General features: G+C 64.2%; 24 protein-coding genes and 2 tRNA genes. 14 read left to right on the forward strand and 12 right to left on the reverse strand.

Annotated features, from left to right (window positions below; all coding sequences use genetic code 11):
- Positions 1-97 precede the first annotated feature (97 nt).
- Positions 98-760: a UPF0149 family protein gene (locus tag ACFOLG_RS11570; protein ID WP_386091882.1), complete on the forward strand. Its 663-nt coding sequence runs from the start codon at positions 98-100 to the stop codon at positions 758-760.
- Between the two features lie 231 nt (positions 761-991).
- Positions 992-1,306: a hypothetical protein gene (locus ACFOLG_RS11575; RefSeq protein WP_386091883.1), complete on the forward strand. Its 315-nt coding sequence runs from the start codon at positions 992-994 to the stop codon at positions 1,304-1,306.
- Positions 1,307-1,375: 69 nt separating this feature from the next.
- Here the strand turns inward: ACFOLG_RS11575 and ACFOLG_RS11580 are convergent, their stop codons facing one another.
- Entirely contained in the window at positions 1,376-3,160 is a 1,785-nt protein-coding gene (locus ACFOLG_RS11580) for an acyl-CoA dehydrogenase C-terminal domain-containing protein (protein ID WP_386091885.1), read from the reverse strand.
- A gap of 175 nt (positions 3,161-3,335) precedes the next feature.
- Here ACFOLG_RS11580 and ACFOLG_RS11585 point away from each other — a divergent pair, with 175 nt between their 5' ends.
- The 6 genes from ACFOLG_RS11585 (at position 3,336) to ACFOLG_RS11610 (ending at position 9,761) form a co-directional block, all read left to right on the forward strand.
- Positions 3,336-3,908 carry a DUF2062 domain-containing protein gene (locus ACFOLG_RS11585; RefSeq protein WP_386091886.1) on the forward strand — a complete coding sequence of 191 codons (573 nt, stop codon included), beginning with the start codon at positions 3,336-3,338 and terminating at the stop codon, positions 3,906-3,908.
- Positions 3,880-4,437 carry an NUDIX domain-containing protein gene (locus tag ACFOLG_RS11590; RefSeq protein ID WP_386091888.1) on the forward strand — a complete coding sequence of 186 codons (558 nt, stop codon included), beginning with the start codon at positions 3,880-3,882 and terminating at the stop codon, positions 4,435-4,437. Before ACFOLG_RS11585 ends, ACFOLG_RS11590 begins: the two co-directional genes overlap by 29 nt.
- Complete coding sequence (locus ACFOLG_RS11595) at positions 4,424-4,744, forward strand: PilZ domain-containing protein (protein WP_386091891.1); 321 nt, start codon at positions 4,424-4,426, stop codon at positions 4,742-4,744. The genes ACFOLG_RS11590 and ACFOLG_RS11595 overlap by 14 nt, the downstream gene beginning before the upstream one ends.
- Before the next feature lie 192 nt (positions 4,745-4,936).
- Positions 4,937-6,865, forward strand: a complete 1,929-nt coding sequence (locus ACFOLG_RS11600) for a PrkA family serine protein kinase (RefSeq protein WP_386091893.1) — start codon at positions 4,937-4,939, stop codon at positions 6,863-6,865.
- A gap of 78 nt (positions 6,866-6,943) precedes the next feature.
- On the forward strand, positions 6,944-8,215 hold the full coding sequence (locus tag ACFOLG_RS11605) for a YeaH/YhbH family protein (protein ID WP_386091895.1): 1,272 nt from the start codon (positions 6,944-6,946) through the stop codon (positions 8,213-8,215).
- Between the two features lie 34 nt (positions 8,216-8,249).
- Complete coding sequence (locus tag ACFOLG_RS11610) at positions 8,250-9,761, forward strand: SpoVR family protein (protein ID WP_386091897.1); 1,512 nt, start codon at positions 8,250-8,252, stop codon at positions 9,759-9,761.
- A 73-nt stretch (positions 9,762-9,834) separates the two neighbouring features.
- On the opposite strand, the gene ACFOLG_RS11615 is transcribed toward ACFOLG_RS11610, so the two are convergent.
- Genes ACFOLG_RS11615 through ACFOLG_RS11630 form a run of 4 tightly spaced genes read right to left on the reverse strand, consistent with a single transcriptional unit; the run spans position 9,835 to position 12,750 of the window.
- Positions 9,835-10,581, reverse strand: coding sequence for an ABC transporter ATP-binding protein (locus ACFOLG_RS11615; protein ID WP_386091899.1), 747 nt, complete (start codon positions 10,579-10,581; stop codon positions 9,835-9,837).
- A complete protein-coding gene (locus ACFOLG_RS11620; RefSeq protein WP_386091901.1) occupies positions 10,574-11,545 on the reverse strand; it encodes a FecCD family ABC transporter permease in 972 nt (323 codons plus the stop codon). The genes ACFOLG_RS11615 and ACFOLG_RS11620 overlap by 8 nt, the downstream gene beginning before the upstream one ends.
- 9 nt (positions 11,546-11,554) lie before the next feature.
- On the reverse strand, positions 11,555-12,361 hold the full coding sequence (gene dapB, locus ACFOLG_RS11625) for a 4-hydroxy-tetrahydrodipicolinate reductase (RefSeq protein WP_386091903.1): 807 nt from the start codon (positions 12,359-12,361) through the stop codon (positions 11,555-11,557).
- Complete coding sequence (locus tag ACFOLG_RS11630) at positions 12,358-12,750, reverse strand: outer membrane protein assembly factor BamE (RefSeq protein ID WP_386091905.1); 393 nt, start codon at positions 12,748-12,750, stop codon at positions 12,358-12,360. The genes dapB and ACFOLG_RS11630 overlap by 4 nt, the downstream gene beginning before the upstream one ends.
- Before the next feature lie 82 nt (positions 12,751-12,832).
- Between ACFOLG_RS11630 and fur the strand changes: the two genes are divergently transcribed.
- Genes fur through ACFOLG_RS11645 form a run of 3 tightly spaced genes read left to right on the forward strand, consistent with a single transcriptional unit; the run spans position 12,833 to position 14,692 of the window.
- Positions 12,833-13,270: a ferric iron uptake transcriptional regulator gene (gene fur, locus ACFOLG_RS11635; RefSeq protein ID WP_386091906.1), complete on the forward strand. Its 438-nt coding sequence runs from the start codon at positions 12,833-12,835 to the stop codon at positions 13,268-13,270.
- Positions 13,267-13,968, forward strand: coding sequence for a leucyl/phenylalanyl-tRNA--protein transferase (gene aat / locus ACFOLG_RS11640; protein ID WP_386091908.1), 702 nt, complete (start codon positions 13,267-13,269; stop codon positions 13,966-13,968). Before fur ends, aat begins: the two co-directional genes overlap by 4 nt.
- Positions 13,955-14,692 (forward strand): arginyltransferase, encoded by a 738-nt coding sequence (locus ACFOLG_RS11645; RefSeq protein ID WP_386091910.1) that lies wholly within the window; start codon positions 13,955-13,957, stop codon positions 14,690-14,692. The genes aat and ACFOLG_RS11645 overlap by 14 nt, the downstream gene beginning before the upstream one ends.
- Positions 14,693-14,756: 64 nt before the next feature.
- On the opposite strand, the gene ACFOLG_RS11650 is transcribed toward ACFOLG_RS11645, so the two are convergent.
- The 7 genes from ACFOLG_RS11650 to ACFOLG_RS11680 are packed head-to-tail and all read right to left on the reverse strand — an operon-like array spanning position 14,757 to position 20,150.
- Positions 14,757-15,776 carry a quinone-dependent dihydroorotate dehydrogenase gene (locus ACFOLG_RS11650; protein ID WP_386091912.1) on the reverse strand — a complete coding sequence of 340 codons (1,020 nt, stop codon included), beginning with the start codon at positions 15,774-15,776 and terminating at the stop codon, positions 14,757-14,759.
- Positions 15,777-15,834: 58 nt separating this feature from the next.
- Positions 15,835-16,425: a malonic semialdehyde reductase gene (locus ACFOLG_RS11655; RefSeq protein ID WP_386091914.1), complete on the reverse strand. Its 591-nt coding sequence runs from the start codon at positions 16,423-16,425 to the stop codon at positions 15,835-15,837.
- A 22-nt stretch (positions 16,426-16,447) separates the two neighbouring features.
- Entirely contained in the window at positions 16,448-17,242 is a 795-nt protein-coding gene (gene motD / locus ACFOLG_RS11660) for a flagellar motor protein MotD (protein WP_386091916.1), read from the reverse strand.
- A 42-nt stretch (positions 17,243-17,284) separates the two neighbouring features.
- Entirely contained in the window at positions 17,285-18,214 is a 930-nt protein-coding gene (locus ACFOLG_RS11665; protein ID WP_386091918.1) for a S49 family peptidase, read from the reverse strand.
- A 13-nt stretch (positions 18,215-18,227) separates the two neighbouring features.
- On the reverse strand, positions 18,228-18,584 hold the full coding sequence (locus ACFOLG_RS11670; RefSeq protein ID WP_386091920.1) for a Rieske (2Fe-2S) protein: 357 nt from the start codon (positions 18,582-18,584) through the stop codon (positions 18,228-18,230).
- Positions 18,563-19,219: an HAD-IA family hydrolase gene (locus ACFOLG_RS11675; protein ID WP_386091922.1), complete on the reverse strand. Its 657-nt coding sequence runs from the start codon at positions 19,217-19,219 to the stop codon at positions 18,563-18,565. Before ACFOLG_RS11675 ends, ACFOLG_RS11670 begins: the two co-directional genes overlap by 22 nt.
- The gene (locus tag ACFOLG_RS11680) at positions 19,209-20,150 is read right to left on the reverse strand and encodes an RluA family pseudouridine synthase (RefSeq protein WP_386091924.1); all 942 of its coding nucleotides are present in this window, start codon (positions 20,148-20,150) and stop codon (positions 19,209-19,211) included. Before ACFOLG_RS11680 ends, ACFOLG_RS11675 begins: the two co-directional genes overlap by 11 nt.
- Before the next feature lie 516 nt (positions 20,151-20,666).
- On the opposite strand from ACFOLG_RS11680, the gene ACFOLG_RS11685 reads away from it, so the two are divergent.
- From ACFOLG_RS11685 to ACFOLG_RS11695, 3 genes are all read left to right on the forward strand, one after another.
- The gene (locus ACFOLG_RS11685; protein ID WP_386091925.1) at positions 20,667-23,570 is read left to right on the forward strand and encodes an Rne/Rng family ribonuclease; all 2,904 of its coding nucleotides are present in this window, start codon (positions 20,667-20,669) and stop codon (positions 23,568-23,570) included.
- Between the two features lie 92 nt (positions 23,571-23,662).
- Positions 23,663-23,738, forward strand: a tRNA-Asn gene (locus ACFOLG_RS11690).
- A gap of 27 nt (positions 23,739-23,765) precedes the next feature.
- Positions 23,766-23,841, forward strand: a tRNA-Asn gene (locus tag ACFOLG_RS11695).
- The last annotated feature ends 3 nt before the right edge of the window (positions 23,842-23,844 follow it).

Below are 23,844 nucleotides of genomic sequence, written 5' to 3' on the forward strand. Positions count from 1 at the left end.
GCGCCTGCGGCCGGCGCAGCCTGCGGCCGGCATGACGGAAGCCGACTAAACTGGAACGATCGGCTACAATGCGCGCCATTATTGATGGAGATAGATCATGACCCAATTCGACGAGGCCGACCTCACTCGCCTGGAACTGCTGCTGACCCCGCTGTCACAGGCCGGCACCACCATGCGTCCGGACGAAGTGCAGGGCTTCTTCTGCGCGCTGGTGTGCGGGCCGGATCGCCTGGACATCGATACCTGGCTGCCGGAGGTGCTGGGCGATGCCCCGGCGTTCGACAACGCCGACAATGAAGCCGAAGTGCGCGCGCTGCTGCAGAAGTTCTACGACGCCACCGCCGAAAGCATGGCGGACGGCGACCTGCCGGAACTGGTGCTGTACGAAGAAGAAGGCGGCGACGAGGCCGACTTCCGCCCGTGGTGCAATGCCTTCATGTACGCGCTGGACGTGGTGCCCACCGACTGGTTCGAAGCCGCCGACGACGAAGGTTTCGAAGACCTGTTGATGCCGGTGATGGCGCTGGGCGGCATGTTCGACGGCGAAAACGGCGAAGCGGCGCTGCTGCAGTTCGGCGAAACCGAGCTGAACGGTTTCAAGAGCGAGTTCGAAGACGCACTGCTGGCGGTATACGGCTACTGGCGCGCCAAGGAACAGGCGCCGGTGACCCTGCGCCGCGAAGGTGACAAGGTTGGCCGCAACGACCCGTGCCCGTGCGGCAGCGGCAAGAAGTACAAGGCCTGCCACGGCCGCAACTGAGCGGCTGCCAACCAGGCGAGCTATGCAGCGGCTGCCGGACCCGGCAAGGCCGGGCCGCTCCAGACCGGGGATGGCATCGGCAGCCTGGCGGTGTTCATGACACGCCCGGCAGGCTTGCCTAAGGCCAGCAACGGCCGCCTGCGGCCAACCTTGCCATAAACAGCAACCCCGTGCCTCGGCACGGGGTTTGTTTTTGCCGGCTACACTCAAACCGTAACCGGGAGAGGCATCATGAAGCTGGGGCTGGAGGCAATGCTGCAGCTGTTGCAGGAGGTGGAGCAGGGTGATCCGCTGGATTTCGCCGATCTGCCGATGGATGAGGATCAGCTGCGGCGGCTGGTGCTGCTGGATCTGCTGCAGCGCGATGAGGCGCTGCAGGCCGAAGCCAGCCCGGAGGAGTGCCAGCTGATCTACATGCTGTCCACCGCGCGGCTGGTGCTGGAGAACCTGCTGCTGCACCTGCAGTTGCTGCGGCTGGAACAGCCGGACGGTACCGCCGCGGAGCAGCTGCAGGCGCTGCTGCGGCGCTTTCGCGGCGAGCCGTGACGCAAAAGGTTGGCCGCAGCATGAAAAACGGCGCCGCAAGGGCGCCGTTTGCGTTGGCGGCAAGATTGCTCAGAACGCGAAGTGCTCGTCCTGCAGCGTCATCAGCGGCTGCGCGCCGGACTTGATGCTGGCCTTCAGCGCTTCCACTTCCGGCAGCAGCTTGGCGTAGTAGAAGCGGGCGGTGCTGATCTTGGCCTGGTAGAAGGCGTCGCCGCCGGCTTCCAGCTTGGCGTAGGCCACTTCCGCCATCCGCGCCCACAGCCAGGCATAGGTCAGGTGGCCGACCAGGCGCAGGTAGTCGGTGGCGGCGGCGCCGGCGGCGTCGCGATCCTGCATCGCCGCCATGCCCACGCCCATGGTGACCTCGCCCACTTCCTTCAGCAGCTTGGCCAGCGGGCCGACGAACTCGGCCAGCTGCGCGTTGCCTTCATGGGCCTGGCAGAACTTGTGGATCAGCTTGCTGAACTTGCGCAGCTTGGCGCCCTGGTCCAGCAGCACCTTGCGCCCCAGCAGGTCGATGGCTTGGATGCCGTTGGTGCCTTCGTAGAGCTGCGAGATGCGGCAGTCGCGCACCAGCTGCTCCATGCCCCATTCGCGGATGAAGCCGTGGCCGCCGAACACCTGCACGCCCATATTGGCCGCGGTGTAGCCGTTGTCGGTCATGAAGGCCTTGGCCACCGGGGTCAGCAGCGCCACCAGGTCGGCGGCATCCTGCCGCGCGTCGGCGTCCGGGTGCTTGTCTTCGATGTCCAGCTGCAGCGCCAGCAGCGCCGACAGCGCACGGCCGGCCTCGGTGTAGGCCTTCTGCGTCAACAGCATGCGGCGCACGTCCGGGTGCACGATGATCGGGTCGGCCGGTTTGTCCGAGAACTTGGCGCCGGCCAGCGCGCGCATTTGCAGGCGCTCGCGGGCGTAGGCCAGCGCGCCCTGGTAGGACGCCTCGCCGATGCCCAGGCCCTGCATGCCGCAGCCCAGGCGCGCGGCGTTCATCATGGTGAACATGCAGGCCAGGCCCTTGTTCGCCTCGCCGATCAGCCAGCCGCGGGCGCCATCGAGGTTGATCACCGCGGTGGCGTTGGCCTTGATGCCCATCTTGTGTTCCAGCGCGCCGCAGTACACGCTGTTGCGGCTGTCGTCCTGGTGGAACTTGGGCACGATGAACAGCGAGATGCCTTTCACGTCCTTGGGGGCGTCCGGCAGACGTGCCAGCACCAGGTGGATGATGTTGTCGGACAGGTCGTGCTCGCCGGCGGAGATGAAGATCTTGGTGCCGGTGATGCTGTAGCTGCCGTCCGCCTGCGGCTCGGCGCGGGTCTTCAGCAGGCCCAGGTCGGTACCGCAGTGCGGCTCGGTCAGGCACATGGTGCCGGTCCAGCTGCCATCCACCAGCCGCGGCAGGTAGGTGGCCTTCTGCTCATCAGTGCCGTGGGCGTGAATGGCGGAGTAGGCGCCGTGCGACAGGCCGGGGTACATCGACCACGCCACGTTGGCCGCACACTGCATTTCCATTACCGGGAAGGCCAGCGATTTGGGCATGCCCTGACCACCGTAGGCCGGGTCGCAATCCAGCGCCGGGAAGCCCAGCTCGCAATACTGCTTGTACGCTTCCTTGAAACCCACCGGGGTGGTCACCGACTTGGTGGCCGGGTCGAACTGGCAGCCTTCCTCGTCGGCCTGGCGGTTCAGCGGCGCCAGCTCGTGCTGGCAGAACTGCGCGGCGGCTTCCAGGTAGGAACTGAAAATATCCTGGCTGGCCTCTTCGTAACCCGGCAGCGAGGGCAGGACGTCCTGAACTTTGATCAGCTCGTTGAGGACAAAATCAAAATCGCGCAGCGGTGCTTGGTAAGCAGGCATCATGGTCTCCGTTGTTGTTGCGCGGCCCGGCGCGTGACCGGGTCGGTTTCCTCGTGTTGGCCGGGTGGGCGGCCGTGGTGTTCTACTCGTGCGGCAGAACTAATCAAACGACTGTTTAAATTATTCCGGTCATTTTGGCAACTTACATTTCTGTACGCGCGGCACAGGAGCAGGCATGGCAAAACTGAAACGCTGGGTGCGTGGCAAGATGGATATCGCCCACGGCTGGCTGCAGGCGCCGCCGCTGCGCTTCGTGCGTCCCTATCTGGACCGGCCGGAGCTGTGGAGCGTGCAGCGCCGCAACGTGGCACGCGCGGTGGCGGTGGGCATGTTCGCCGGGCTGATGCCGGGGCCGACGCAGATGCTGGCCGCCGGGTTGCTGGCGTTGCTTTTCCGCATCAACCTGCCGGTGGCGCTGATCTGCACGCTGTACACCAACCCGTTTACCTATTTGCCCTTGTACTTCCTGGCGTTCCGGCTGGGCACGCTGTTACTCGGCGATGCCGCGGCAGTTACAATGCCGCAGATGCCGGACGGTTCCTGGCATGACATTGCACTTTGGGGGCCACAGCTGCTGCATTGGCTGCGAGAATACGGCACCCCCTTGCTGCTCGGCGTACCGGTGTTGGGGCTGATACTGGCCGTGACCGGCTACTGCCTGGTCATGCTGGCCTGGCGTCTGGTGGTACAGCGGCACTGGCAACAGCGAAAGACTCAGCGTGGATCTCACAGAAAAAACACTCAGTAGCGAACAGGTATTCAACGGCGGCTTCATCAAGGTAAGCCGCGACGCGGTGGCGTTGCCGGACGGCAGCACCGCCAGCCGCGAATTCATCCGCCACCCCGGCGCCGCCGCGGTGCTGGCGCTGACCGACGACGGCCAACTGGTGATGGAGCGGCAGTACCGCTACCCGGCCGGGCGCGAGTTCCTGGAAATCCCCGCCGGCAAGCTGGATCCGGCGGAACTGCCGCATGACACCGCGCGGCGCGAGCTGCTGGAGGAAACCGGCTACACCGCGCAGCAGTGGCGCTATCTTGGCAAGGCCTGGCCGTGCATCGGCTATGCCGACGAAGTGATTCATTACTACCTGGCCACCGGCCTGCGGCTGCAGGCGCGGCAGCTGGACGAGGGCGAGTTCCTGGAGGTGCTGCTGCTGCCGCTGCAAGACGTGCAGCGGATGGCGCTCACCGGCGAGATCGCGGACAGCAAGAGCATTGTCGGCCTGCACTGGTTGGCCGCATGGCAACAGGGGACGCTCGCCGGTGAAACCGTTTGAGAATCACTACCAGGATCGCCGCATCGGCCGCCGCATGCGTATGGGCTGCCGTGCCAAGTTCAAGTCGCTGCACACCGGCGAGACGCACTATGGCGAGTGCGTCGACCTGTCGGTGGATGGCATGGCGATACGCTGCTCCTACGTGCCGCAGCACGGCGAGAAGCTGGAAGTGGTGGTGATCGTGCCCGGTGTCGGCAGCGTGCCGATGCGGCCGCTGGAGGCGACGGTGGAGGTGCGCCGCTGCAACGAGGTGGAACGCGGCAAGTTGTACGAGATCGGCGCCCGCATCCTGCAGCGCCGTTCATGAGTTTGGAATAATCACGCCTGCATTAAAAAAGCCGACGGAATGTCGGCTTTTTCTTACTTGCACTTTTTTGCTGTGCTATACCCAATCAAAGAACAGCTTTTCCGCGACAGCTGACAACTTGGCAAGGGGGATCTGGCACGGCAATCACGCTACTGCCAGGGTCTTGCTTGCCTCCACCAGGAGGGTGACGCCATGACCCCAGACATCTTCAGTCACTACGCTTCCCGTTACGACCGCACCCGCGAAGAGGAATACACCATCCAGGAGTTCCTCGAGCTGTGCAAACGCGAGCCGATGGCCTACGCCTCGGCCGCCGAACGCATGCTGATGGCGGTCGGTGAGCCGGAGGTGATCGACACCCGCCACGACTCGCGACTGTCCCGCATCTTCAGCAACAAGATGATCCGCGTCTATCCGGCCTTCCGTGAGTTCTTCGGCATGGAGGATGCCATCGAGCAGGTGGTGGCCTACTTCCGCCATGCGGCACAGGGGTTGGAAGAGAAGAAACAGATCCTGTATCTGCTGGGGCCGGTGGGTGGTGGCAAGTCGTCGATCGCCGAAAAGCTGAAAGAACTGATGGAACGGGTGCCGTTCTACTGCATCAAGGGCAGTCCGGTGAACGAATCGCCGCTGGGGCTGTTCAACTACGATGAGGACGGCGCCCTGCTGGAAGAGCAGTACGGCATTCCACGCCGTTACCTGCGCGCCATTCCCAGCCCGTGGGCGGTGAAACGGCTGCACGAGTTCAACGGCGACATCAGCCAGTTCCGTGTAGTGAAGCGCTACCCGTCGGTACTGAAGCAGATCGCGGTGGCCAAGACCGAGCCGGGCGACGAGAACAACCAGGACATCAGCTCGCTGGTGGGCAAGGTGGACATCCGCAAGCTGGAAAGCTACGCCCAGGACGACCCGGACGCCTACAGCTACTCCGGTGGCCTGTGCCTGGCCAACCAGGGCCTGCTGGAGTTCGTGGAGATGTTCAAGGCGCCGATCAAGGTCTTGCACCCGCTGCTGACCGCCACCCAGGAAGGCAACTTCAAGGGTACCGAGGGCTTCGGCGCCATTCCGTTCGACGGCATCATCCTGGCGCACTCCAACGAAAGCGAATGGAAGCAGTTCCGCAACAACAAGAACAACGAGGCCTTCCTCGACCGTATCTATATCGTCAAGGTGCCGTACTGCCTGCGGGTAGCGGACGAGATCCGCATCTACGACAAACTGCTGAGCAACTCCTCGCTGTCCGGCTCGCCGTGCGCCCCGGGCACGCTGAAGATGATGGCGCAGTTCGCGGTGCTGTCGCGGCTGAAAGACCCGGAGAACTCCAGCCTGTACAGCAAGATGCAGGTGTACGATGGCGAAAACCTGAAGGACACCGACCCGAAAGCCAAGTCGCTGCAGGAGTACCGCGACTTTGCCGGCGTGGACGAGGGCATGAACGGGCTTTCCACCCGCTTTGCCTACAAGATCCTGTCCAAGGTGTTCAACTTCGACCACACCGAGGTGGCGGCCAACCCGGTGCACCTGCTGTACGTGCTGGAGCAGCAGGTGGAACGCGAGCAGTTTCCGCCGGAACAGGAGCAGAAATACCTTACCTTCATCAAGGAGTTCCTGGCACCCAAGTACGTCGAGTTCATCGGCAAGGAGATCCAGACTGCCTACCTGGAAAGCTATAGCGAATACGGCCAGAACATCTTCGACCGCTACGTCACCTTCGCCGACTTCTGGATCCAGGATCAGGAATACCGTGACCCGGACACCGGCGAGAGTTTCGACCGTACCTCGCTGAACGCCGAACTGGAGAAAATCGAGAAACCGGCGGGTATCTCCAACCCGAAGGACTTCCGCAACGAGATCGTCAACTTCGTACTGCGGGCGCGGGCCAGCAATGCCGGCAAGAACCCGCAGTGGACCAGCTATGAAAAGCTGCGCACCGTCATCGAGAAGAAGATGTTCTCCAATACGGAAGAGCTGCTGCCGGTGATCAGTTTCAATGCCAAGGCCAGCACCGACGAGGCGAAAAAGCACGAAGACTTCGTCAATCGCATGGTGATTAAGGGCTACACGCCGAAGCAGGTACGGCTGCTGTGCGAGTGGTATCTGCGGGTGCGCAAGTCGTCCTGAGTCGCGGGTAGCAGGTTGGCCGCACGCACGGGCGGCCAACCGCTGCCGGTTTCGCCGTCAGCAGGCTAGGAGGCAAGCATGTCGCATATTATCGACAGAAGACTGAACGGCAAGAACAAGTCTGCCGTCAACCGCGAGCGCTTCCTGCGGCGTTTCAAAGCCCAGATCAAGGAAGCGGTCGGCAAGGCCATCAAGGGGCGCAGTATCACCGACATCGAGAACGGTGAAAGCGTATCCATTCCGGTAAAGGATATTTCCGAACCCGCCTTTCATCACGGCCGTGGCGGCGTTGCCGATCACGTGCATCCGGGCAACGAGGAATTCATCGAGGGCGACCGCCTGAACCGTCCGCAAGGGGGGGGTGGCGGCGGAGGCGGCGGCAAGGCTAGCAACGAGGGCGAGGGCGAGGACGACTTCGTGTTCCAGCTGTCGCGCGAAGAATTCATGAACGTGTTCTTCGAAGACCTGGCGCTGCCCAACCTGATCAAGACCCAGTTGATGGGGATTGAGGAAATGAAGCCGGTGCGCGCCGGCTACACCAACGATGGCACCCCGGCCAACATCAGCATCGTGCGCAGCCTGCGCGGCGCGCTGGCGCGGCGGGTGGCGATGGGGGCGCCGACGCTGCGCGAACTGCGCGAGGCGGAGGAAGACCTGGACACGCTGCTGGAGTCCGACGAGGACAACGGCGTGGAAGTGCGCGCGCGTCGCAAGCAGATACACGCGCTGCGCGACAAGGTGAACCGCATCCCCTTCATCGACCCGTTCGACCTGCGCTACAACAACCGGGTGAAGCAGCCCAAACCCACCAGCAAGGCGGTGATGTTCTGCCTGATGGACGTGTCCGGCTCGATGGATGAAGGCAAGAAGGACATGGCCAAGCGCTTCTTCATCCTGCTGTTCCTGTTCCTGCAGCGCAATTACGAGAAGATCGAGGTGGTGTTCATCCGCCACCACACCAGTGCGGTGGAAGTGAACGAGCATGACTTCTTCCACTCGCGCGAGTCCGGCGGCACCGTGGTGTCCTCGGCGCTGAACCTGATGGCCGAAGTGGTGAAAAAGCGCTACGCCAACAGCGAGTGGAACATCTATGCCGCGCAGGCGTCTGACGGGGATAACTGGGACAGCGATTCGGCCAACTGCAGCCGCATTCTGCAGGAGCAGTTGCTGCCGTGGTGCCAGTATTTTGCCTACATCGAAATCACCGAGGGCGAGCCGCAGAACCTGTGGTACGAGTATGTGAAAGTGGCCGAACACAGCAAACACTTCGCCATGCAGAAGATTCGCTCGCCGGCCGACATCTACCCGGTGTTCCGCGAACTGTTCAAGCGGCAGCCGGCCACCCGCTAAGGTTGGCCGCAGCGCACAAGGGGAGGGAGAGCGCATGAAACCCATCTCTACCGGGTCCGAATGGACCTTCGACCTGATCAACGAGTACGACAAGGCGATCCGCGTGATTGCCCTGGAAGAGTTCCAGCTGGATTGCTACCCCAACCAGCTGGAGATCATCACCGCCGAGCAGATGATGGATGCCTACTCGTCGGTGGGCATGCCGGTGAATTATCACCACTGGAGCTTCGGCAAGCATTTCGTCTCTACCGAGAAAGGCTACAAGCGCGGCCAGATGGGCCTGGCGTACGAGATCGTGATCAACTCCAACCCCTGCATCGCCTACCTGATGGAAGAAAACTCCATGACCATGCAGGCGCTGGTGATCGCGCACGCCGCCTATGGCCACAACAGCTTCTTCAAGGGCAACTACCTGTTCCGTACCTGGACCGATGCCTCGGCCATCATTGACTACCTGGTGTTTGCCAAGCAGTACATCAGCCGCTGCGAGGAGCGCTATGGCATCGAAGCGGTGGAAGAGCTGCTGGATTCCTGCCACGCGCTGATGAACTACGGCGTTGATCGCTACAAGCGGCCGCAGAAGCTGTCGCTGGCCGAGGAGCAGGCGCGGCTGCACGAGCGCGAGCAATACCTGCAGACGCAGGTCAACGATCTGTGGCGCACCATTCCGCGCCGTGAACGCGACGACAGCAACCGCGCCGCACCGCGTTTCCCGGCCGAGCCGCAGGAAAACATCCTGTATTTCATCGAGAAATCCGCGCCGCTGCTGGAGCCGTGGCAGCGCGAGATCGTGCGCATCGTGCGCAAGGTGGCGCAGTATTTTTACCCGCAGCGCCAAACCCAGGTGATGAACGAGGGCTGGGCCACCTTCTGGCACTACACCATCCTCAACCGTCTGTTCGAGAAAGGGCTGGTCACCGATGGCTTCATGATGGAATTCCTGCAAAGCCACACCAACGTGGTGTACCAGCCGCCGGTGACCGCGCGCTGGTACAACGGCATCAACCCGTACGCGCTGGGCTTCTCCATGTACCAGGACATCAAGCGCATCTGCGAGCAGCCTACCGCCGAGGACCGCGAATGGTTCCCAGACATCGCCGGCCAGCCGTGGCGCCCGGTGCTGGAATTCGCGATGAAGAACTTCAAGGACGAAAGCTTCATCTCGCAATACCTGTCGCCCAAGCTGATTCGCGACTTCCGCTTCTTTGCCATTCGCGACGACGATCAGGACGACAAGCTGGAAGTGGCCGCCATCCATGACGACGCCGGCTACCGTCGCATCCGCACCATGCTGTCCGAGCAATACAATCTGGGTTCGCGCGAGCCGAACATCCAGGTATGGTCGGTAAACGTGCGCGGCGACCGCAGCCTGACGCTGCGCCATAGCCGCCACAACCGCAAGCCGCTGGATGACGGCAGCGCGCAGGAGGTGCTCAAACACGTGGCGCGGCTGTGGGGCTTTGACGTGCGACTGGAAAGCGTAGATGTCGACGGCAGCGTGCAGCAGCGCTACGAGGTGAAGTCGGAAGTGCCGGCCATGGCGTGAAGGTTGGCCGCAGCAGCAAACAATCAGGCCGGGCAGTTGCCCGGCCTGATTGTTTTGGCACCGCAGCGCGGCGCTAGCCGGCGATAAAGGCGCGGCGGCCGGCGGCGTCGTGCAATTCGCGCAGCGGCGTATCGTACAGCGCTTGCAGCAGCGGCAGCTGCAGCGTCTCGTCGGCCGTGCCGCAGGCCACGGTGCGGCCGGCTTTCAGCAGCAGCACCCGGTCGGCGTGCTGCACCGCCAGATTGACATCGTGCAGCACCGCCACCATGCCCAGCTGGTGTTGCCGGGCGATCTGCCGCAGGCTGGCCAGCTGCAGGTTGGCCGCACCGATGTCCAGTGCGGCGGTGGGTTCATCCAGCAGCAGGTAGCGCGAAGCTCTATGACTGCTCAGTAGTTGGTGCAAGGCGCGGGCCAGATGGACGCGGGCCAGCTCGCCGCCGGACAGGTTGGCGCAGTCGCGGTGCAGCAGATTGTGAATGCAGGCGTAGTCGATGGCCTGCTGCCGGGCCGCCGGGTTGTGCCCGCTGACGCCGATGGTCAGCAGGGTGTCCACCGCCATGCCGGCCGGCCGTGCCGGCTGCTGCTCCACCAGCGCGCGCTGCTGTGCCAGCTGGGCGGCAGACAGCGCGGCCAGCGGCTTGCCATCCAGCCATACCGCGCCCGACTGCGGGCGGATGGCGCCACCCAGCAGGTGCAGCAGGGTACTTTTGCCGGCGCCGTTGGGGCCGAGGATGACGCTGAACTCGCCCGGCCGCAGCGTGGCGCTGACATCCTCCAGCCGGGCCGGCTGCTGCAGGCTCAGGGCGCGCGCTTCAAGCATGGGCGCCTCGCTGTCTGGCTAGCAGGTAGAGGAAGAACGGCGCGCCGGCCAGGCTGGTAATCACGCCCACCGGTAGTTCGGCCGGGTACAGCGCTTGACTGGCGATCAGGTCGGCCAGCACCGCCAGCAGAGCGCCGGCCAGCGGGGTGAGCAGCAGCAGCGGCCGCAGCTGCAGGCCGATCAGGCGACGCAGGATGTGCGGCGCCATCAGGCCGATGAAGCCCACCATGCCGCATTGCGCCACCACCAGGCCGCAGGCCAGGGTGGCCAGCAGCACCGTGTGCCAGCCTTCGCGGCCAACGTTGAAGCCGCCGTAGAACGCGGCGCGGTCGCCCAGCTGCAGCGCCTGCAGGAAGGGTGCCTGTCGCCACAGCCGCCAGGCGATCAGGCCGGCGGCCGCCAGCAACAGCATGGCCTGGCTGCCGCTGGCGCCGGCAAAGCTGCCCATCAGCCAGAAGGTGACATTGCGCAGGCCGCCATCGGGCAGGGTGGTGATCAGCAGGGTCAGCAGGCTGCCGCACAGCGCATTGACTGCCACGCCGGCCAGTAGCAGCTTGGCGGCGGCGCGGCCGTGCGCCAGAGTCTGGATCGCCAGCAGCGCCAGCGTGGCGCCGGCAAAGGCCGCCACGGAGACCAGCTGCGCCGGCCAGGCGGCGGCCAGCGCCAGCGCGGCGGCCAGTGCACCGCCGCCGGAGATGCCGATCAGGCCGGGCTCGGCCAGATCATTGTGAAACCGCGCCTGGATCGCCAGGCCGGCACAGGCCAGCAACGCACCGGCGGCGGCGGCGCTGACGACGCGCGGCAGGCGCAGCTCCAGCAGTAGCGTGCGCTGCAGCGGATCGTGGCCCGGCAGCTGCAGCAAGGCGGCGATGCTGCTGGCGGCATCGTGGCCGGCGAGCAGTGAAATGACACTGGCCAGCCCGGTAAGGCTGGCCAGTAGCAGTAACCACGAGCGGGTGCTCATCGGGCGGGCTTAGCGCAGGCCAAGTACGTCCTGCATGTCGAACAGGCCGTGCGGCTTGGCGGCCAGCCATTTGGCGGCGCGGACGGCGCCATTGGCGAAGGTGGCGCGGCTGGAAGCCTTGTGGGTGATTTCCACGCGCTCGCCCAGGGCGGCGAACAGCACGGTGTGGTCGCCCACCACGTCGCCGGCGCGCACGGTGGCAAAGCCGATGGTGCCCGGGTCACGTTCACCGGTGACGCCTTCGCGGCCGTATACCGCGCATTGTTTCAGATCGCGGCCGAGTGCTTCGGCTACCACTTCGCCCATGCGCAGCGCGGTACCGGACGGTGCATCTACCTTGAAGCGGTGGTGCGCTTCGGTGATCTCGATGTCGTAGCCTTCGTTCAGCACGCGGGCGGCCATGTCCAGCAGCTTGAAGGTGAGGTTCACCCCCACGCTGAAGTTGGCCGCAAACACGATGCCGATCTTGTCGGCGGCGGCCTTGATGGTGGCCTTGCCGGCATCGTCAAAGCCGGTGGTGCCGATGATCAGCTGCACGTTGCGCTCCACGCAGGCGGCCATGTGCGCCAGCGTGCCTTCCGGACGGGTGAAGTCGATCACTACATCGGCGCCGGCCAGCGCGGCGTTGAAGTCGCTGCTGATCTTGACGCCGGTGTCGCGGCCCATGAACAGGCCGGCATCCTGGCCGATGAACGGGGAGCCTTCGCGCTCCAGCGCGGCGTGCAGGCGGGTGTCGGCAGCATCAAGGACGGATTCGATCAGCGTGCGGCCCATGCGGCCGCCAGCGCCGACGATAACGACGTTCAGGGTACTCATTGCTTGGCTTGTCCAATCGGGTTGCTGGCTTCCAGTTGCGGACGCAGTGCCGGGAAGGCCTGGCCGTCAACGCGTTCTACCTGGTCATTGGCGTTGAAGTACACCACCAGGTTCTTTTCCTCGGCGGGCTTGCCCGGGCGCTCGATGCGGTACACGTAGTCCCAGCGGTTGGCGTGGAAAATATCGGTAAGCAGCGGGGTGCCCAGCAGGAAGCGCACCTGCGAGCGGTTCATGCCCGGCTTGACGCGGGCTACCGCGTCTTCGGTCACGTAGTTACCCTGCTGGATATCCATGCGGTGCGCGGTAAACCAGTTCATCGGGTTGAGGCTGCTGCAGCCTGCCAGCAACAGCACAGACAGCATCAGCACGGGCTTGAGCAGTTTTGCCATGAGAACCTTCACATTTGGGGAATCTGCTGAAAGGCTTTATCATACTGGAAGACCGCCAACCACGATATACACCGCAAATCACATGAACAAAGCCAGCCACCTGAAGGGCATCGGCCTGAAAGCCACCGGTCCGCGCCTGCGCATTCTCGATCTGTTTGAAACCAGCAGCGACCGCCACCTGTCGGCTGAGGACGTGTACAAGAAACTGCTGGCCGAGGATGCGGACATCGGCCTGGCCACCATTTACCGGGTGCTGACCCAGTTCGAGCAGGCCGGCATTCTGGTGCGCCACCATTTCGAATCCGGCAAGGCGGTGTACGAGCTGAACGAAGGCGGCCATCACGATCACATGGTGTGCTACCGCTGCGGCAAGGTGACCGAATTCTTCGATCCGCAGATCGAAGAGCTGCAAAACCGCATTGCCGCTGCGCACGGCTTTACCATCCAAGAGCACTCGCTGTACCTGTATGGCGAATGCAGCGAGTGCGCCAGCGCCGAGCACAAAACCTACCGCAGATGATCCCCATTCTGGGTGATGCCTACGTCTTTCCTCCGCTGACGCGCGCATTAACCGAGCCGGACGGGCTGCTGGCCGCCGGCGGCGATCTTTCCAGTGGCCGGCTGCTGGCCGGCTACCTGCACGGCATCTTTCCCTGGTTTTCTCCCGGCGACCCGATACTGTGGTGGGCGCCATCGCAGCGCATGGTGCTGGAGCCCGGCGGCCTGCGGGTCACCCGCTCGCTGGCCAAGGCGCTGCGCAACAAGCCTTACACCTTCCGTTTCGATAGCGCTTTCGAGCAAGTGGTGCGCGAATGCGCGGCGCCGCGCGATGGCCAGTCCGGCACCTGGATCACCGAGGACATGATCGCCGCCTACTGCGCGCTGCATGCCGCCGGCCATGCCCACTCCGCCGAAGTCTGGCAGCAGGGCCGGCTGGTGGGCGGCCTGTACGGCGTGGCCGTTGGCCGCATGTTCTATGGCGAGTCGATGTTCCACCGGGTCAGCGATGCCTCCAAGATCGCGCTGGTGCGCGCGGCGGAATGCCTGTTTGCTCATGGTTTCGGCATGATCGACTGCCAGATGTTTACGCCGCACCTGGAAAGCCTGGGTGCGCATCTCGTCCACCGTGACGAATTTGTTGCTAGACTCGAAACGTATACCGTACAGCCAGCACCAGCTGCCCTGTGGGCCACCGAGTTTTGCAATGAGCCATCGTGACGATGCTGTAGCCATCATTCATTTCTATGCCACCGCGCCGTATGCCTGCAGCTATCTGGACGCCAGGCAGGCGCGCTCGCAGGTGGCGATCCCGGCGGATGCCATCGACAGCAGCGTCTATTCCAAGCTGGTCGGTCTTGGCTTTCGCCGCAGCGGCCACTTTACCTACCGTCCCTACTGCGATGACTGCCATGCCTGCATCCCGGTGCGCATCCCGGTGGCGCACTTTGTGCCGGATCGCAGCCAGCGGCGCACCTATCGCCGGCATGGCAACCTTGCCAGCAGCATCCTGCCGCTGACGTTTGTCGAAGAGCACTACCAGCTGTACTGCCGCTACCAGAAGGCGCGCCACGATGGCGGCGGCATGTCGGAGGACGATCCGGCGCAGTACGCCGAATTCATCCTGAAGAGCCGGGTGGAGAGCTGGCTGGTGGAGTTCCGCGAGGCCGGCGTGCTGCGCATGGTCAGCCTGATCGACCGGCTGGATGACGGCCTGTCGGCGGTGTACACCTTCTTCGACCCGGACATCGGCGGCGCCGCCTATGGCGTGTATGGCGTGTTGTGGCAGGTGGAGCTGGCGCGCAGCCTGGGGCTGCCGCACGTCTACCTCGGCTACTGGATCGGCGAATCGCCCAAAATGGTGTACAAGCAGCGCTACCAGCCGCTGGAGAAGCTGGTGGAAGGCCGCTGGGTGGCGTTTCCGTCGCCCGCCGACGGCGCCTGAGCCGGCCGCCAGACACGACAAAGCCCGCCTAGGCGGGCTTTTGCATTGCCAGGTTGGCCGCAGGCTAGCGCGATTGCAGCGCGTTGGCGCACTCGGCAATCAGCCCCGGGCCGCGGTAGATCAGGCCGGAATACAGCTGCACCAGCGTGGCGCCGGCGTCGATCTTCTCCTTGGCGTCCTCGCCGCACAGGATGCCGCCCACGCCGATGATGGGCAGTGCGCCGTCCAGCGTGCGCGCCAGCTTGCGGATCAGCTGGGTGGAGCGCTCGCGCACCGGTGCGCCGGACAGGCCGCCGGCCTCGTTTTCCAGCGGGTGGCCGGCGATCTCGCTGCGCGACAGCGTGGTGTTGGTGGCGATCACCGCGTCCAGCTGGTGCTGCATCAGCAGGCGGCCGATGGCCTCGATCTGCTCATCGTCCAGATCCGGCGCGATCTTCACCGCCAGCGGCACGTAGCGGCCGTACTGGTCGGCCAGGCGCGACTGGCGGTTCTTCAGCACCAGCAGCAGGTCGGACAGCTCGTCGGCCTGCTGCAGCTGGCGCAGGTTCTTGGTGTTGGGCGAGGAGATATTGACGGTGACGTAGCTGGCGCACTCGTACACTTTGTCCAGACAGGTCAGGTAGTCGTCCTTAGCGTTTTCGATCGGCGTGCTGGCGTTCTTGCCGATGTTGATGCCGAGGATGCCCTTGAAGCGGCTCTGGCGCACGTTCTGCAGCAGTACGTCCACGCCCTTGTTGTTGAAGCCCATGCGGTTGATGATGCCGCGGTGTTCCGGCACACGGAACAGACGCGGCTTGGGGTTGCCGTCCTGTGGGCGCGGGGTGATGGTGCCGATCTCGATGAAGCCGAAGCTCAGCGCCGCCAGCGCGTCGATATGGTCGCCGTTCTTGTCCAGGCCGGCGGCGAGGCCGACCGGGTTGGGGAAGGTGAGTCCCATGGCCTTGACCGGGTTGCGGCCAACCTTGCCGGCTAACAGACCGGTGAGCTGCAGCTGGTGGGCGACATCCAGCATTTTCAGCGTCATCTCATGCGCTTGTTCGGCATCGGTCTTGAACAGCAAGGGGCGTAGCAGCGGGTAAAGCATGGTGACTCCGGGATATGAAAACGCCCGGCATTATAACCGGGCGCGATGTTTCTTGGGGTTAGACGATCTGGCAGGCGTCGTCAAAGGCGAAACGCGGCGAGCGCGCATGCAGCTTACTGGCCTCGCCGTAGCCCAGGTTGATCAGGAAGTTGGCCTTGATGTTGCCGTCCGGGAAGAACGCGGCTTCCAGCGTGGCGGCATCGAAGCCGGACATCGGTCCGCAATCCAGTCCCAGTGCGCGCGCCGCCATGATCAGGTAGGCGCCCTGCAGCGAGCTGTTGCGGAAGGCGGTGCCCTGGATCACCGCGTCGTTGCCGGCAAACCAGCTGCGAGCGTCGGCATGCGGGTACAGCTTGGGCAGCTGCTCGTAGAACTGCATGTCCATGCCGACGATGACGGTCACCGGCGCCTGCATGGTCTTGTCGACATTGCCCGGCGCCAGGCAGGGCTTGAGCCTGGCCTTGGCTTCCGGCGACTGTACGAACACGAAGCGCGCCGGCGAGCAGTTGGCGCTGGTGGGCGCCATTTTCAGCAGGTCGAACAGTTCGCGCAGCGTGGCTTCGCTCACCTGGCGTTCCTGCCAGTGGGTGTGGGTGCGGGCATCGGTAAACAGTTGCGCCAGGGCGGCCGGCGTGATGTGCGTGGTCATGATGGATTCCTCGGCCTAGCCGTTACGGAGTGGGTACACGGTTGCCGCCTGCCGGCAGGCTATCCTGCGGCAGCGCGGTATTGGAGATGATGGTGATGGCCACGCGGCGGTTCTTGGCGCGGCCTTCGGTGCTGGCGTTGTCGGCGGCGGGCTTGGTTTCGGCGCGGCCAACGGCGACCAGCCGCTCCGGCGCAATGCCGTTCTCCATGAACAGGCGCACGATGCTGCCGGCGCGCGCGGCGGACAGCTCCCAGTTGGACGGGTACATCGCGTTGCGGATCGGGGTGTTGTCGGTGAAGCCTTCCACGCGGATCTGGTTATCCACGCTGGCGAGCTGGCGGGCGACATCGGCCAGCAGCTGCGGCGAGTTGCCCAGTGGCGTGGCCTGGCCGGCGGGGAACAGCGCGGTGTCGCGGATCTCGACATGAATGCCTTCGTCGTCCTGGCGCATCGACAGCTGTCCGCCCTGGATCAGCGGCGACAGCGTCTTGGCCAGACCGCTGGTCAGGGTTTCCAGTTTTTGCCGCTCGCGCAGCCGGGCTTCGCCTTTCACTGCAGTGGCGATCGGCTTGGTGTTGGGCAGCTCGACCATGGTGTTGGCGCTGCCGGACGGCGGCGTGGCCTGAATCGCCAGGCTACCTTCGCGGAACGCGTCCACCATGGCGCTGGACAGCACGCGGTACTTGCCTTCGTTCACCTGCGAGATCGAGTACATCACCACGAAAAAGGCGAACAGCAGGGTGATGAAGTCGGCGTAGGAAACCAGCCAGCGCTCGTGATTCTCGTGTTCTTCTTCCTGCCTGCGGCGTCGCGCCATGTGTTGCCCCCTGGGTAGAACAATGCGGCCTGCGGCCAACCTTTAGCGCCAGCGGCTATCGAACAGCGTTTGCACGCTGCCGCGGAACACCACGCCGATCTGGCGCGCCATGCGGCTGGCAAAGTCGTCATCCGGCGTGTAGTCCACCAGTGTGTCGGCCTTGATGATGTCGCGCGCCACCGAGTTCACCGAACCCAGGCCGTCGGCTAGCCCCAGCGGAATGGCGCTGCTGCCCAGCCACACCCGGCCGCTGAACAGGTCTGGATCATTGTGCAAACGTTGGCCGCGGCCCTGTTTCACCACGGCGATGAACTGCTGGTGGATCTCGTTCAGCAGCGACTGGCGGATGGCCTCCTGGCGTGGATCCTGCGGCGAAAACGGATCGCCCATGCCCTTGTTGCTGCCGGCGGTGGCCAGGCGGCGTTCGATGCCGAGCTTGCCCATCGCCTTGTCAAAGCCGAAGCCCTCGGAGATCACGCCGATGGAGCCGACCAGGCTGGCCTTGTCGACGTAGATACGGTCGGCGGCGGCGGCGATGTAGTAGCAGCCGGAGGCGCAGACCTCTTCCACCACCACATACAGCGGCACTGCCGGGTGGCGCTTTTTCAGCAGGCGGATTTCATCGTTGGCGATGCCGGATAGCGCGGGGCTGCCGCCGGGGCTGTTGGCGCGGATGATGATGCCGCGGGTGTTCGGGTCGTCGTAGGCCTGCTTCAGGCCCTCTAGCAGCTTGGCGCCGGCCTGGCCCTGGCTGTCGATCACGCCTTCCAGTGCCACCATGGCGGTGTGTTTGCCGGTGTGTTCGCGTTCGAAACCCGTGCTGCTGAACAGCAAGAACAGCAGGCCGATGGCAACGCCCAGCCACATCAGGCGAAAGAAGGTTTTCCAGCGGCGCGCGCGGCGTTGCTCGATCAGGCAGGCGCTGGCCAGTTTTTCGAGCAGCTGGCGCTCCCAGTGCGGTTCGTGTTCCAAGGTTGTCCTCGAGTCACTTGTCAATGACGGGCAAGTAGTATACCTGGCCGTCGACTTCTTCGACCCGCAGCTTGAACAGGCTGCGGCCGTAGCAAGGGCCGGCGATGCACTGGCCGCTATCCGGCAGGTACAGCGCACCATGCAGGCTGCAGATCAGGTACTGGCCACTGCTGTCGAAGAAGCGGCCGTCCTGCCAGTCCAGTTCGGTGGGCACGTGGCGGCAGCGGTTCAGGTAGGCGTGTACCGCGCCGCCGCTGCGAATGGCAAATGCCGGTGCGGTCTCGCCGGGAATCTGCACTTCGAAGCGCACGCCGCGGCCGCCGTCTTGCAGCTGCTCGCTGCGGGCGATCAGTTGCCGGACAGCAGCCATGCCTGCAGTTCGGCAAAACTGTGGAAGATGGCGCGCGGTTCGCAGTCTTCCAGGTCTTCCAGCGGGTGGGCGCCGTAGCTCATGCCGGCGGCCATGGTGCCGGCGTTGCGGGCCATCAACAGATCGTGAGTGGTGTCGCCCACCATCAGCGTGCGTGCCGGCAGCATGCCCAGCTGCTCGGTGATCTGCAGCAGCATTTCCGGGTGTGGCTTGGACTGGCACTCGTCGACGGTGCGGGTGGCGAGGAAGTGCTTGCCAATGCCAGTGGCGGCCAGCACGCGGTCCAGCCCGACGCGGCTCTTGCCGGTGGCGACCGCTAGCAGGTAGCCGGCGTCTTCCAGTGCGGCCAAGCCTTCCACCACGCCATCGAACAGCTCGATGGTCTCGTCGCCGGACAGGTAGTGGTGGCGATAGGCCTGCACCATGTCCTGGTAGCCGCTTTCCGGCAGGCCGGGGCAGACGTAGCGCATGGCATCCACCAGCCCCAGGCCGATGACGTGGCTGGCGCGCTCGCGCGGCGGCGTCGGCAAGCCCAGATCGCGGCAGGCGGCCTGGATGGAGTGCACGATGTGGGCGGTGGAGTCCATCAGCGTGCCGTCCCAGTCGAACACGATCAGATCAAGTTCATGCTTCATGTGTCAGGGTATCCAGAAAACGGGTCAGTTCTGCCGGCAGCGGCGCGTGCAGCGTCAGCGGCTCGCCGCTGAGCGGGTGCGGCAGCGCCAGGTTGGCCGCATGCAGGAACATGCGCTTGAGGCCGCGCTTTTGCAGCTCGCGGTTGGCGGCAAAATCACCGTATTTTTCATCGCCGGCGATCGGGCAGCCGCTGGCCTGCATGTGCACGCGGATCTGGTGCGTGCGGCCGGTGCGCAGCAGCGCCTCTACCAGCGTAAATCCCCGGTAGCGCTGTTGCACGCTAAAAATGGTGTGCGCGTAGATGCCCTGGTCGGCGTCCACCCGTACCATGCGTTCGCCGCTGGGGGTGTGGAAGCGGTGCAGCGGCAGCTTGACGTGGCGCACGTCGGCCGGCCAGCTGCCCAGCCCCAGCGCGAAGTAGCGCTTCTGCGGCACGTCGTTGCGTATCATCTCGTGCAGCTTCACCAGCGCCGAGCGCTTCTTGGCGATCATCAGCAGGCCGGAGGTTTCGCGGTCCAGCCGGTGCACCAGCTCCAGGTAGCGGGCGTCGGGGCGGGCGCGCCGCAGCTGTTCGATCACGCCGAAGGACACGCCGCTGCCGCCATGTACCGCCACGCCGGCCGGCTTGTCGATCACCAGCAATGCATCGTCTTCGAACACGATGGGAAACTCGCAGCCGGGCACCGCGTCCTGGGATGGGCGCTCGGCGACGCGGATCGGCGGGATGCGCAGCTCGTCGCCGGCGGCCAGCTTGGTTTCGGCCTTGGCGCGGCCCTTGTTCACGCGCACTTCGCCGGAGCGGATGATGCGATAGATGTGGCTTTTGGGAACGCCGCGCAGGAGCCGGACCAGGTAGTTGTCCAGCCGCTGCTCGGCGCCGTTTTCGTCCACGCGATGCAGGGTTACAGAATCTTTGCGAATGTCAGTCATAATGCTTATACTTCGTGGGCTTTTCGCCGGGCTTTCGTGCGAAAAGCTCACCGGTAAAGGGTCGCAGACAGGATGTTTGCGGCGCTGCTGCGCAACACCGACTGGCCGGCTGGCTTATTGTCAGACCTGACGCCGGTTTCCCGGACGCAGCCAAGGTTGTCTCGCTCACCCCAAAGTAGCGATGTTAATGCATTTACATGCATGACGCACTCACGCCAGTTCCCATCCCGCAACGCCAAGCCAGTTTCGGGGTTTGCAGCAAAGTTTGACCCGGCGTGGCCTGCCGCACCCCATTCGTTCCCGCCAGCGTTTATTTTCGCCGGAGGGAGCAATCCAGAAGCCGGAAGCCGTACACGGCTACCGGGGGCCACGTGACATTAGACAGGAAGTCGGCTTAGTACATCGTTGTATTGCGCTCTTTACTTTACGCTTCTTTCGGAATGCGCCCATCCCACACATTGGGCCGTCAAATACTTGCTGTAACCCTTGCGTGAGTGTGCGCACAGGGAATTTTTAATGAAACGCATGCTTTTCAATGCGACGCAGGCAGAAGAACTCCGCGTCGCCATTGTTGATGGGCAAAAGCTCATCGATCTTGATATCGAGACGGTTGGCAAGGAGCAACGCAAGGGCAATATCTACAAGGGGACGATCACCCGGATCGAGCCGTCCCTTGAGGCTTGCTTTGTCGATTACGGTACCGAGCGTCACGGTTTCCTGCCGTTCAAGGAAGTTGCCCGTTCCTATTTCCAGAACTACGACGGTGGCCGCCCGCGTATCCAGGACGTACTGCGCGAAGGCATGGAAGTCGTGGTGCAGGTGGAAAAAGACGAGCGTGGCAACAAGGGTGCCGCCCTCACCACCTATATCAGTCTGGCTGGCCGCTATGTGGTGCTGATGCCGAACAACCCGCGTGGCGGCGGTGTTTCGCGCCGTATCGAGGGTGAAGAGCGTCAGGAACTGAAAGATCTGCTGGCACAACTGGAAGTGCCGGGCGGCATGAGCTTGATCGCCCGCACCGCCGGTATCGGTCGCAATCTGGAAGAGCTGCAGTGGGACTTGAACTACCTGCTGCAACTGTGGCGCGCCGTTGACGGTGCCGCCGGTGCCCAGTCCGCGCCGTTCCTGATCCTGCAGGAAGGCAGCCTGGTGATTCGCGCTATCCGCGATTATTTCCAGCCGGATATCGGCGAAATCCTCATCGATACCGAGGAAATCTACGAGCAGGCCCGCCAGTTCATGAGCCACGTGATGCCCAACAACGTTGGCCGCGTGAAGCTGTACAAAGACCCGGTGCCGCTGTTCTCCCGTTTCCAGATCGAACACCAGATCGAAACCGCCTTCTCGCGTGCCGTGACCCTGCCGTCCGGCGGCGCCATCGTGATCGATCACACCGAAGCCCTGGTTTCCGTTGACGTGAACTCGGCACGCGCCACCAAAGGCTCGGACATCGAGGACACCGCTTTCCGTACCAACCTGGAAGCGGCGGAAGAGATCGCCCGTCAACTGCGTCTGCGTGACCTGGGTGGCCTGATCGTCATCGACTTCATCGACATGGAGAACCCGAAGAACCAGCGCGACGTGGAAAACCGTCTGCGTGACGTGCTCAAGCACGATCGTGCCCGTGTACAGATGGGCAAGCTTTCGCGCTTCGGTCTGCTGGAACTCTCCCGTCAGCGCCTGCAGCCGTCGCTGGGTGAAACCAGCCACGTGCCGTGCCCGCGTTGTCACGGTATCGGCTTCATTCGCGGTATCGAATCCTCCGCCCTGCACATCCTGCGCATCATCCAGGAAGAGGCGATGAAGGAAAACACCGGCGCCGTGCATGCACAGGTGCCCGTAGACGTGGCCACCTTCCTGCTGAACGAGAAGCGTGCCGAAATCTACTCCATCGAGGCTCGCCTCGATGTCGCTGTGGTGCTGATTCCCAACCTGCACCTGGAAACGCCGCATTACCAGATCGTGCGCGTACGCCACGACGACCTGGCCGATGTTGGCGATGCGCCGAGCTATCGCCGCGTAGAAATGCCGGAACAGACCGATGTGCTGCCGTTCGGCCAGGAAAAAGCCAAGCCGGAGCGTCTGGAGGCGGCGGTTAAAGGCATTACCCCGGCCCAACCGGCGCCGGTGGCTGCCGAGCCGCAGGCTGTGGCACCGGTAGCCGCACCGGTTGCTGCTGCAGGTGAGGGCTTGCTGGGCAAGATTGTCGGCTGGTTCAAGGGTTTGCTGGGAGAAGCGCCGGCACCGGTAGTCGCGCCGAAGGTGGAAGCCAAGAAGCCGGCAGCCCGCGAGCAGCGTGGCCCGCGCCAGCGCAACGAGCGCCGCAGCGGCAACAGCCAGCGCCGTGAGCGCGATGAGCAGCGCGGTAACCGCGAAGCTGGTCGCGATGGCAATCGCGAAGAGCGCCAACCGCGCCAGGACGAGCGTCGTCGCGGTGCACAGGAGGCGGCTGCACGTGACGAGCAGGCGCCGCGCCAGGAGCGCGCACCGCGTCGTGAGCGTGAGCCGCGCGAGGTTCGCGAGCCGCGTGAGAACACCCCGCGCAACGAAGCCGTAGACGGCGACGTGGCACGTGAGGGCCGCGAGCAGGGGCCGCGCAACGAGCGCCGCCGCGAGCGCAACCGCGATGCCAACAAGGACGCGCAAGTTGCGGCCAACGTTGAAGCCAGCCTGGTGGCAGGCGAAGCCGTGGCCGAGCAGGCCGCCGAAGCAGTGGCTGCAAGCGAGCAGGTGCAGCCGACCGAGGCTGGCGAGCAGCAGCGCGAGCCGCGCGAGCGTCGTCGCCGTCGTTCGCGCCGTGATCGTCGCGATGACGTTGCCAATGGCGAAGCCGCGGCAGATGCCATGGTGACGGAGTCGACTGACGCTGTCGCCGCGGTGGACGGCGAAACGGTAGCGTCCGAGGCTGTCGAGGTGGTGGCTGAAGCCGTTGCCGCGCCGGACGCGGCGCCGCTCGAAGCGGCGCTGGAAGCTGTCGTGCCGGAACAGGAAGTAGTTGCTGTCGCGGCGGAAGAGGTGACCCCGGTTGCCGTGGTCGAGCCGGCGCTGGTCGCTGCCGAGGCGGTGGTGGAGCTGGCCGAAGTGGCAGAAGAGTCGGCCCCGGTTGTCGTTGCCGAAGCCGTTGCCGTCGAAGCTGTTGCTGTCGAGGCACCGGCCGAGCTGGCCGATGTTGCCGAGGCCGTAGTTGCCGAGGTTCAGCCGGAGCAGCCGGCCACCGTTATCGAGCCCGCCGCCGTTGCAGCGGCACCGGCCGAGCTGGGTGGCTTGGTCATGGTGACGACACGTGCGGCCAGCGAACAGCCGCAAGCCGTTGACGTGGCAGAGGAACCCAAGGGCAAGCGCCGTCGTGAAGTGGTGCGCGAAGCTAGCGATGTCGCCCCGGTTGAGCTGGTGCAGGTGCAGACCCGCAACGACGGATAATCGCTGAAAGTACCGTCAGGCCTGAAAAGTTTCCGGTTTCGGGCTTGACGAAAAGCGAAGTGCTGCCTAAAATGCGCAGCTCTTGAAACGAATCCCTGATAGCTCAGTTGGTAGAGCGACGGACTGTTAATCCGCAGGTCGCTGGTTCGAGCCCAGCTCGGGGAGCCAGTTTCAAGCAGTGCAGTAAATTTGTGTTCCCTGATAGCTCAGTTGGTAGAGCGACGGACTGTTAATCCGCAGGTCGCTGGTTCGAGCCCAGCTCGGGGAGCCAAAC

Origin of the sequence: Vogesella facilis (assembly GCF_042648525.1) — a bacterium.
GTDB lineage: Bacteria > Pseudomonadota > Gammaproteobacteria > Burkholderiales > Chromobacteriaceae > Vogesella > Vogesella facilis.

Excerpts from the sequence above, each read along its gene's own strand:
- ACFOLG_RS11600 (WP_386091893.1), top strand. The coding sequence starts at position 4,937 with ATGACCCCAGACATCTTCAGTCACTACGCTTCCCGTTACGACCGCACC.
- ACFOLG_RS11575 (WP_386091883.1), top strand. The coding sequence starts at position 992 with ATGAAGCTGGGGCTGGAGGCAATGCTGCAGCTGTTGCAGGAGGTGGAG.
- ACFOLG_RS11670 (WP_386091920.1), bottom strand. The coding sequence starts at position 18,584 with ATGGCTGCTGTCCGGCAACTGATCGCCCGCAGCGAGCAGCTGCAAGAC.
- dapB (WP_386091903.1), bottom strand. The coding sequence starts at position 12,361 with ATGAGTACCCTGAACGTCGTTATCGTCGGCGCTGGCGGCCGCATGGGC.
- ACFOLG_RS11685 (WP_386091925.1), top strand. The coding sequence starts at position 20,667 with ATGAAACGCATGCTTTTCAATGCGACGCAGGCAGAAGAACTCCGCGTC.
- aat (WP_386091908.1), top strand. The coding sequence starts at position 13,267 with ATGATCCCCATTCTGGGTGATGCCTACGTCTTTCCTCCGCTGACGCGC.
- ACFOLG_RS11620 (WP_386091901.1), bottom strand. The coding sequence starts at position 11,545 with ATGAGCACCCGCTCGTGGTTACTGCTACTGGCCAGCCTTACCGGGCTG.
- ACFOLG_RS11615 (WP_386091899.1), bottom strand. The coding sequence starts at position 10,581 with ATGCTTGAAGCGCGCGCCCTGAGCCTGCAGCAGCCGGCCCGGCTGGAG.
- ACFOLG_RS11585 (WP_386091886.1), top strand. The coding sequence starts at position 3,336 with ATGGCAAAACTGAAACGCTGGGTGCGTGGCAAGATGGATATCGCCCAC.
- ACFOLG_RS11580 (WP_386091885.1), bottom strand. The coding sequence starts at position 3,160 with ATGCCTGCTTACCAAGCACCGCTGCGCGATTTTGATTTTGTCCTCAAC.
- motD (WP_386091916.1), bottom strand. The coding sequence starts at position 17,242 with ATGGCGCGACGCCGCAGGCAGGAAGAAGAACACGAGAATCACGAGCGC.
- ACFOLG_RS11570 (WP_386091882.1), top strand. The coding sequence starts at position 98 with ATGACCCAATTCGACGAGGCCGACCTCACTCGCCTGGAACTGCTGCTG.
- ACFOLG_RS11645 (WP_386091910.1), top strand. The coding sequence starts at position 13,955 with ATGAGCCATCGTGACGATGCTGTAGCCATCATTCATTTCTATGCCACC.
- ACFOLG_RS11630 (WP_386091905.1), bottom strand. The coding sequence starts at position 12,750 with ATGGCAAAACTGCTCAAGCCCGTGCTGATGCTGTCTGTGCTGTTGCTG.
- ACFOLG_RS11610 (WP_386091897.1), top strand. The coding sequence starts at position 8,250 with ATGAAACCCATCTCTACCGGGTCCGAATGGACCTTCGACCTGATCAAC.
- ACFOLG_RS11655 (WP_386091914.1), bottom strand. The coding sequence starts at position 16,425 with ATGACCACGCACATCACGCCGGCCGCCCTGGCGCAACTGTTTACCGAT.
- ACFOLG_RS11605 (WP_386091895.1), top strand. The coding sequence starts at position 6,944 with ATGTCGCATATTATCGACAGAAGACTGAACGGCAAGAACAAGTCTGCC.
- fur (WP_386091906.1), top strand. The coding sequence starts at position 12,833 with ATGAACAAAGCCAGCCACCTGAAGGGCATCGGCCTGAAAGCCACCGGT.
- ACFOLG_RS11680 (WP_386091924.1), bottom strand. The coding sequence starts at position 20,150 with ATGACTGACATTCGCAAAGATTCTGTAACCCTGCATCGCGTGGACGAA.
- ACFOLG_RS11675 (WP_386091922.1), bottom strand. The coding sequence starts at position 19,219 with ATGAAGCATGAACTTGATCTGATCGTGTTCGACTGGGACGGCACGCTG.
- ACFOLG_RS11650 (WP_386091912.1), bottom strand. The coding sequence starts at position 15,776 with ATGCTTTACCCGCTGCTACGCCCCTTGCTGTTCAAGACCGATGCCGAA.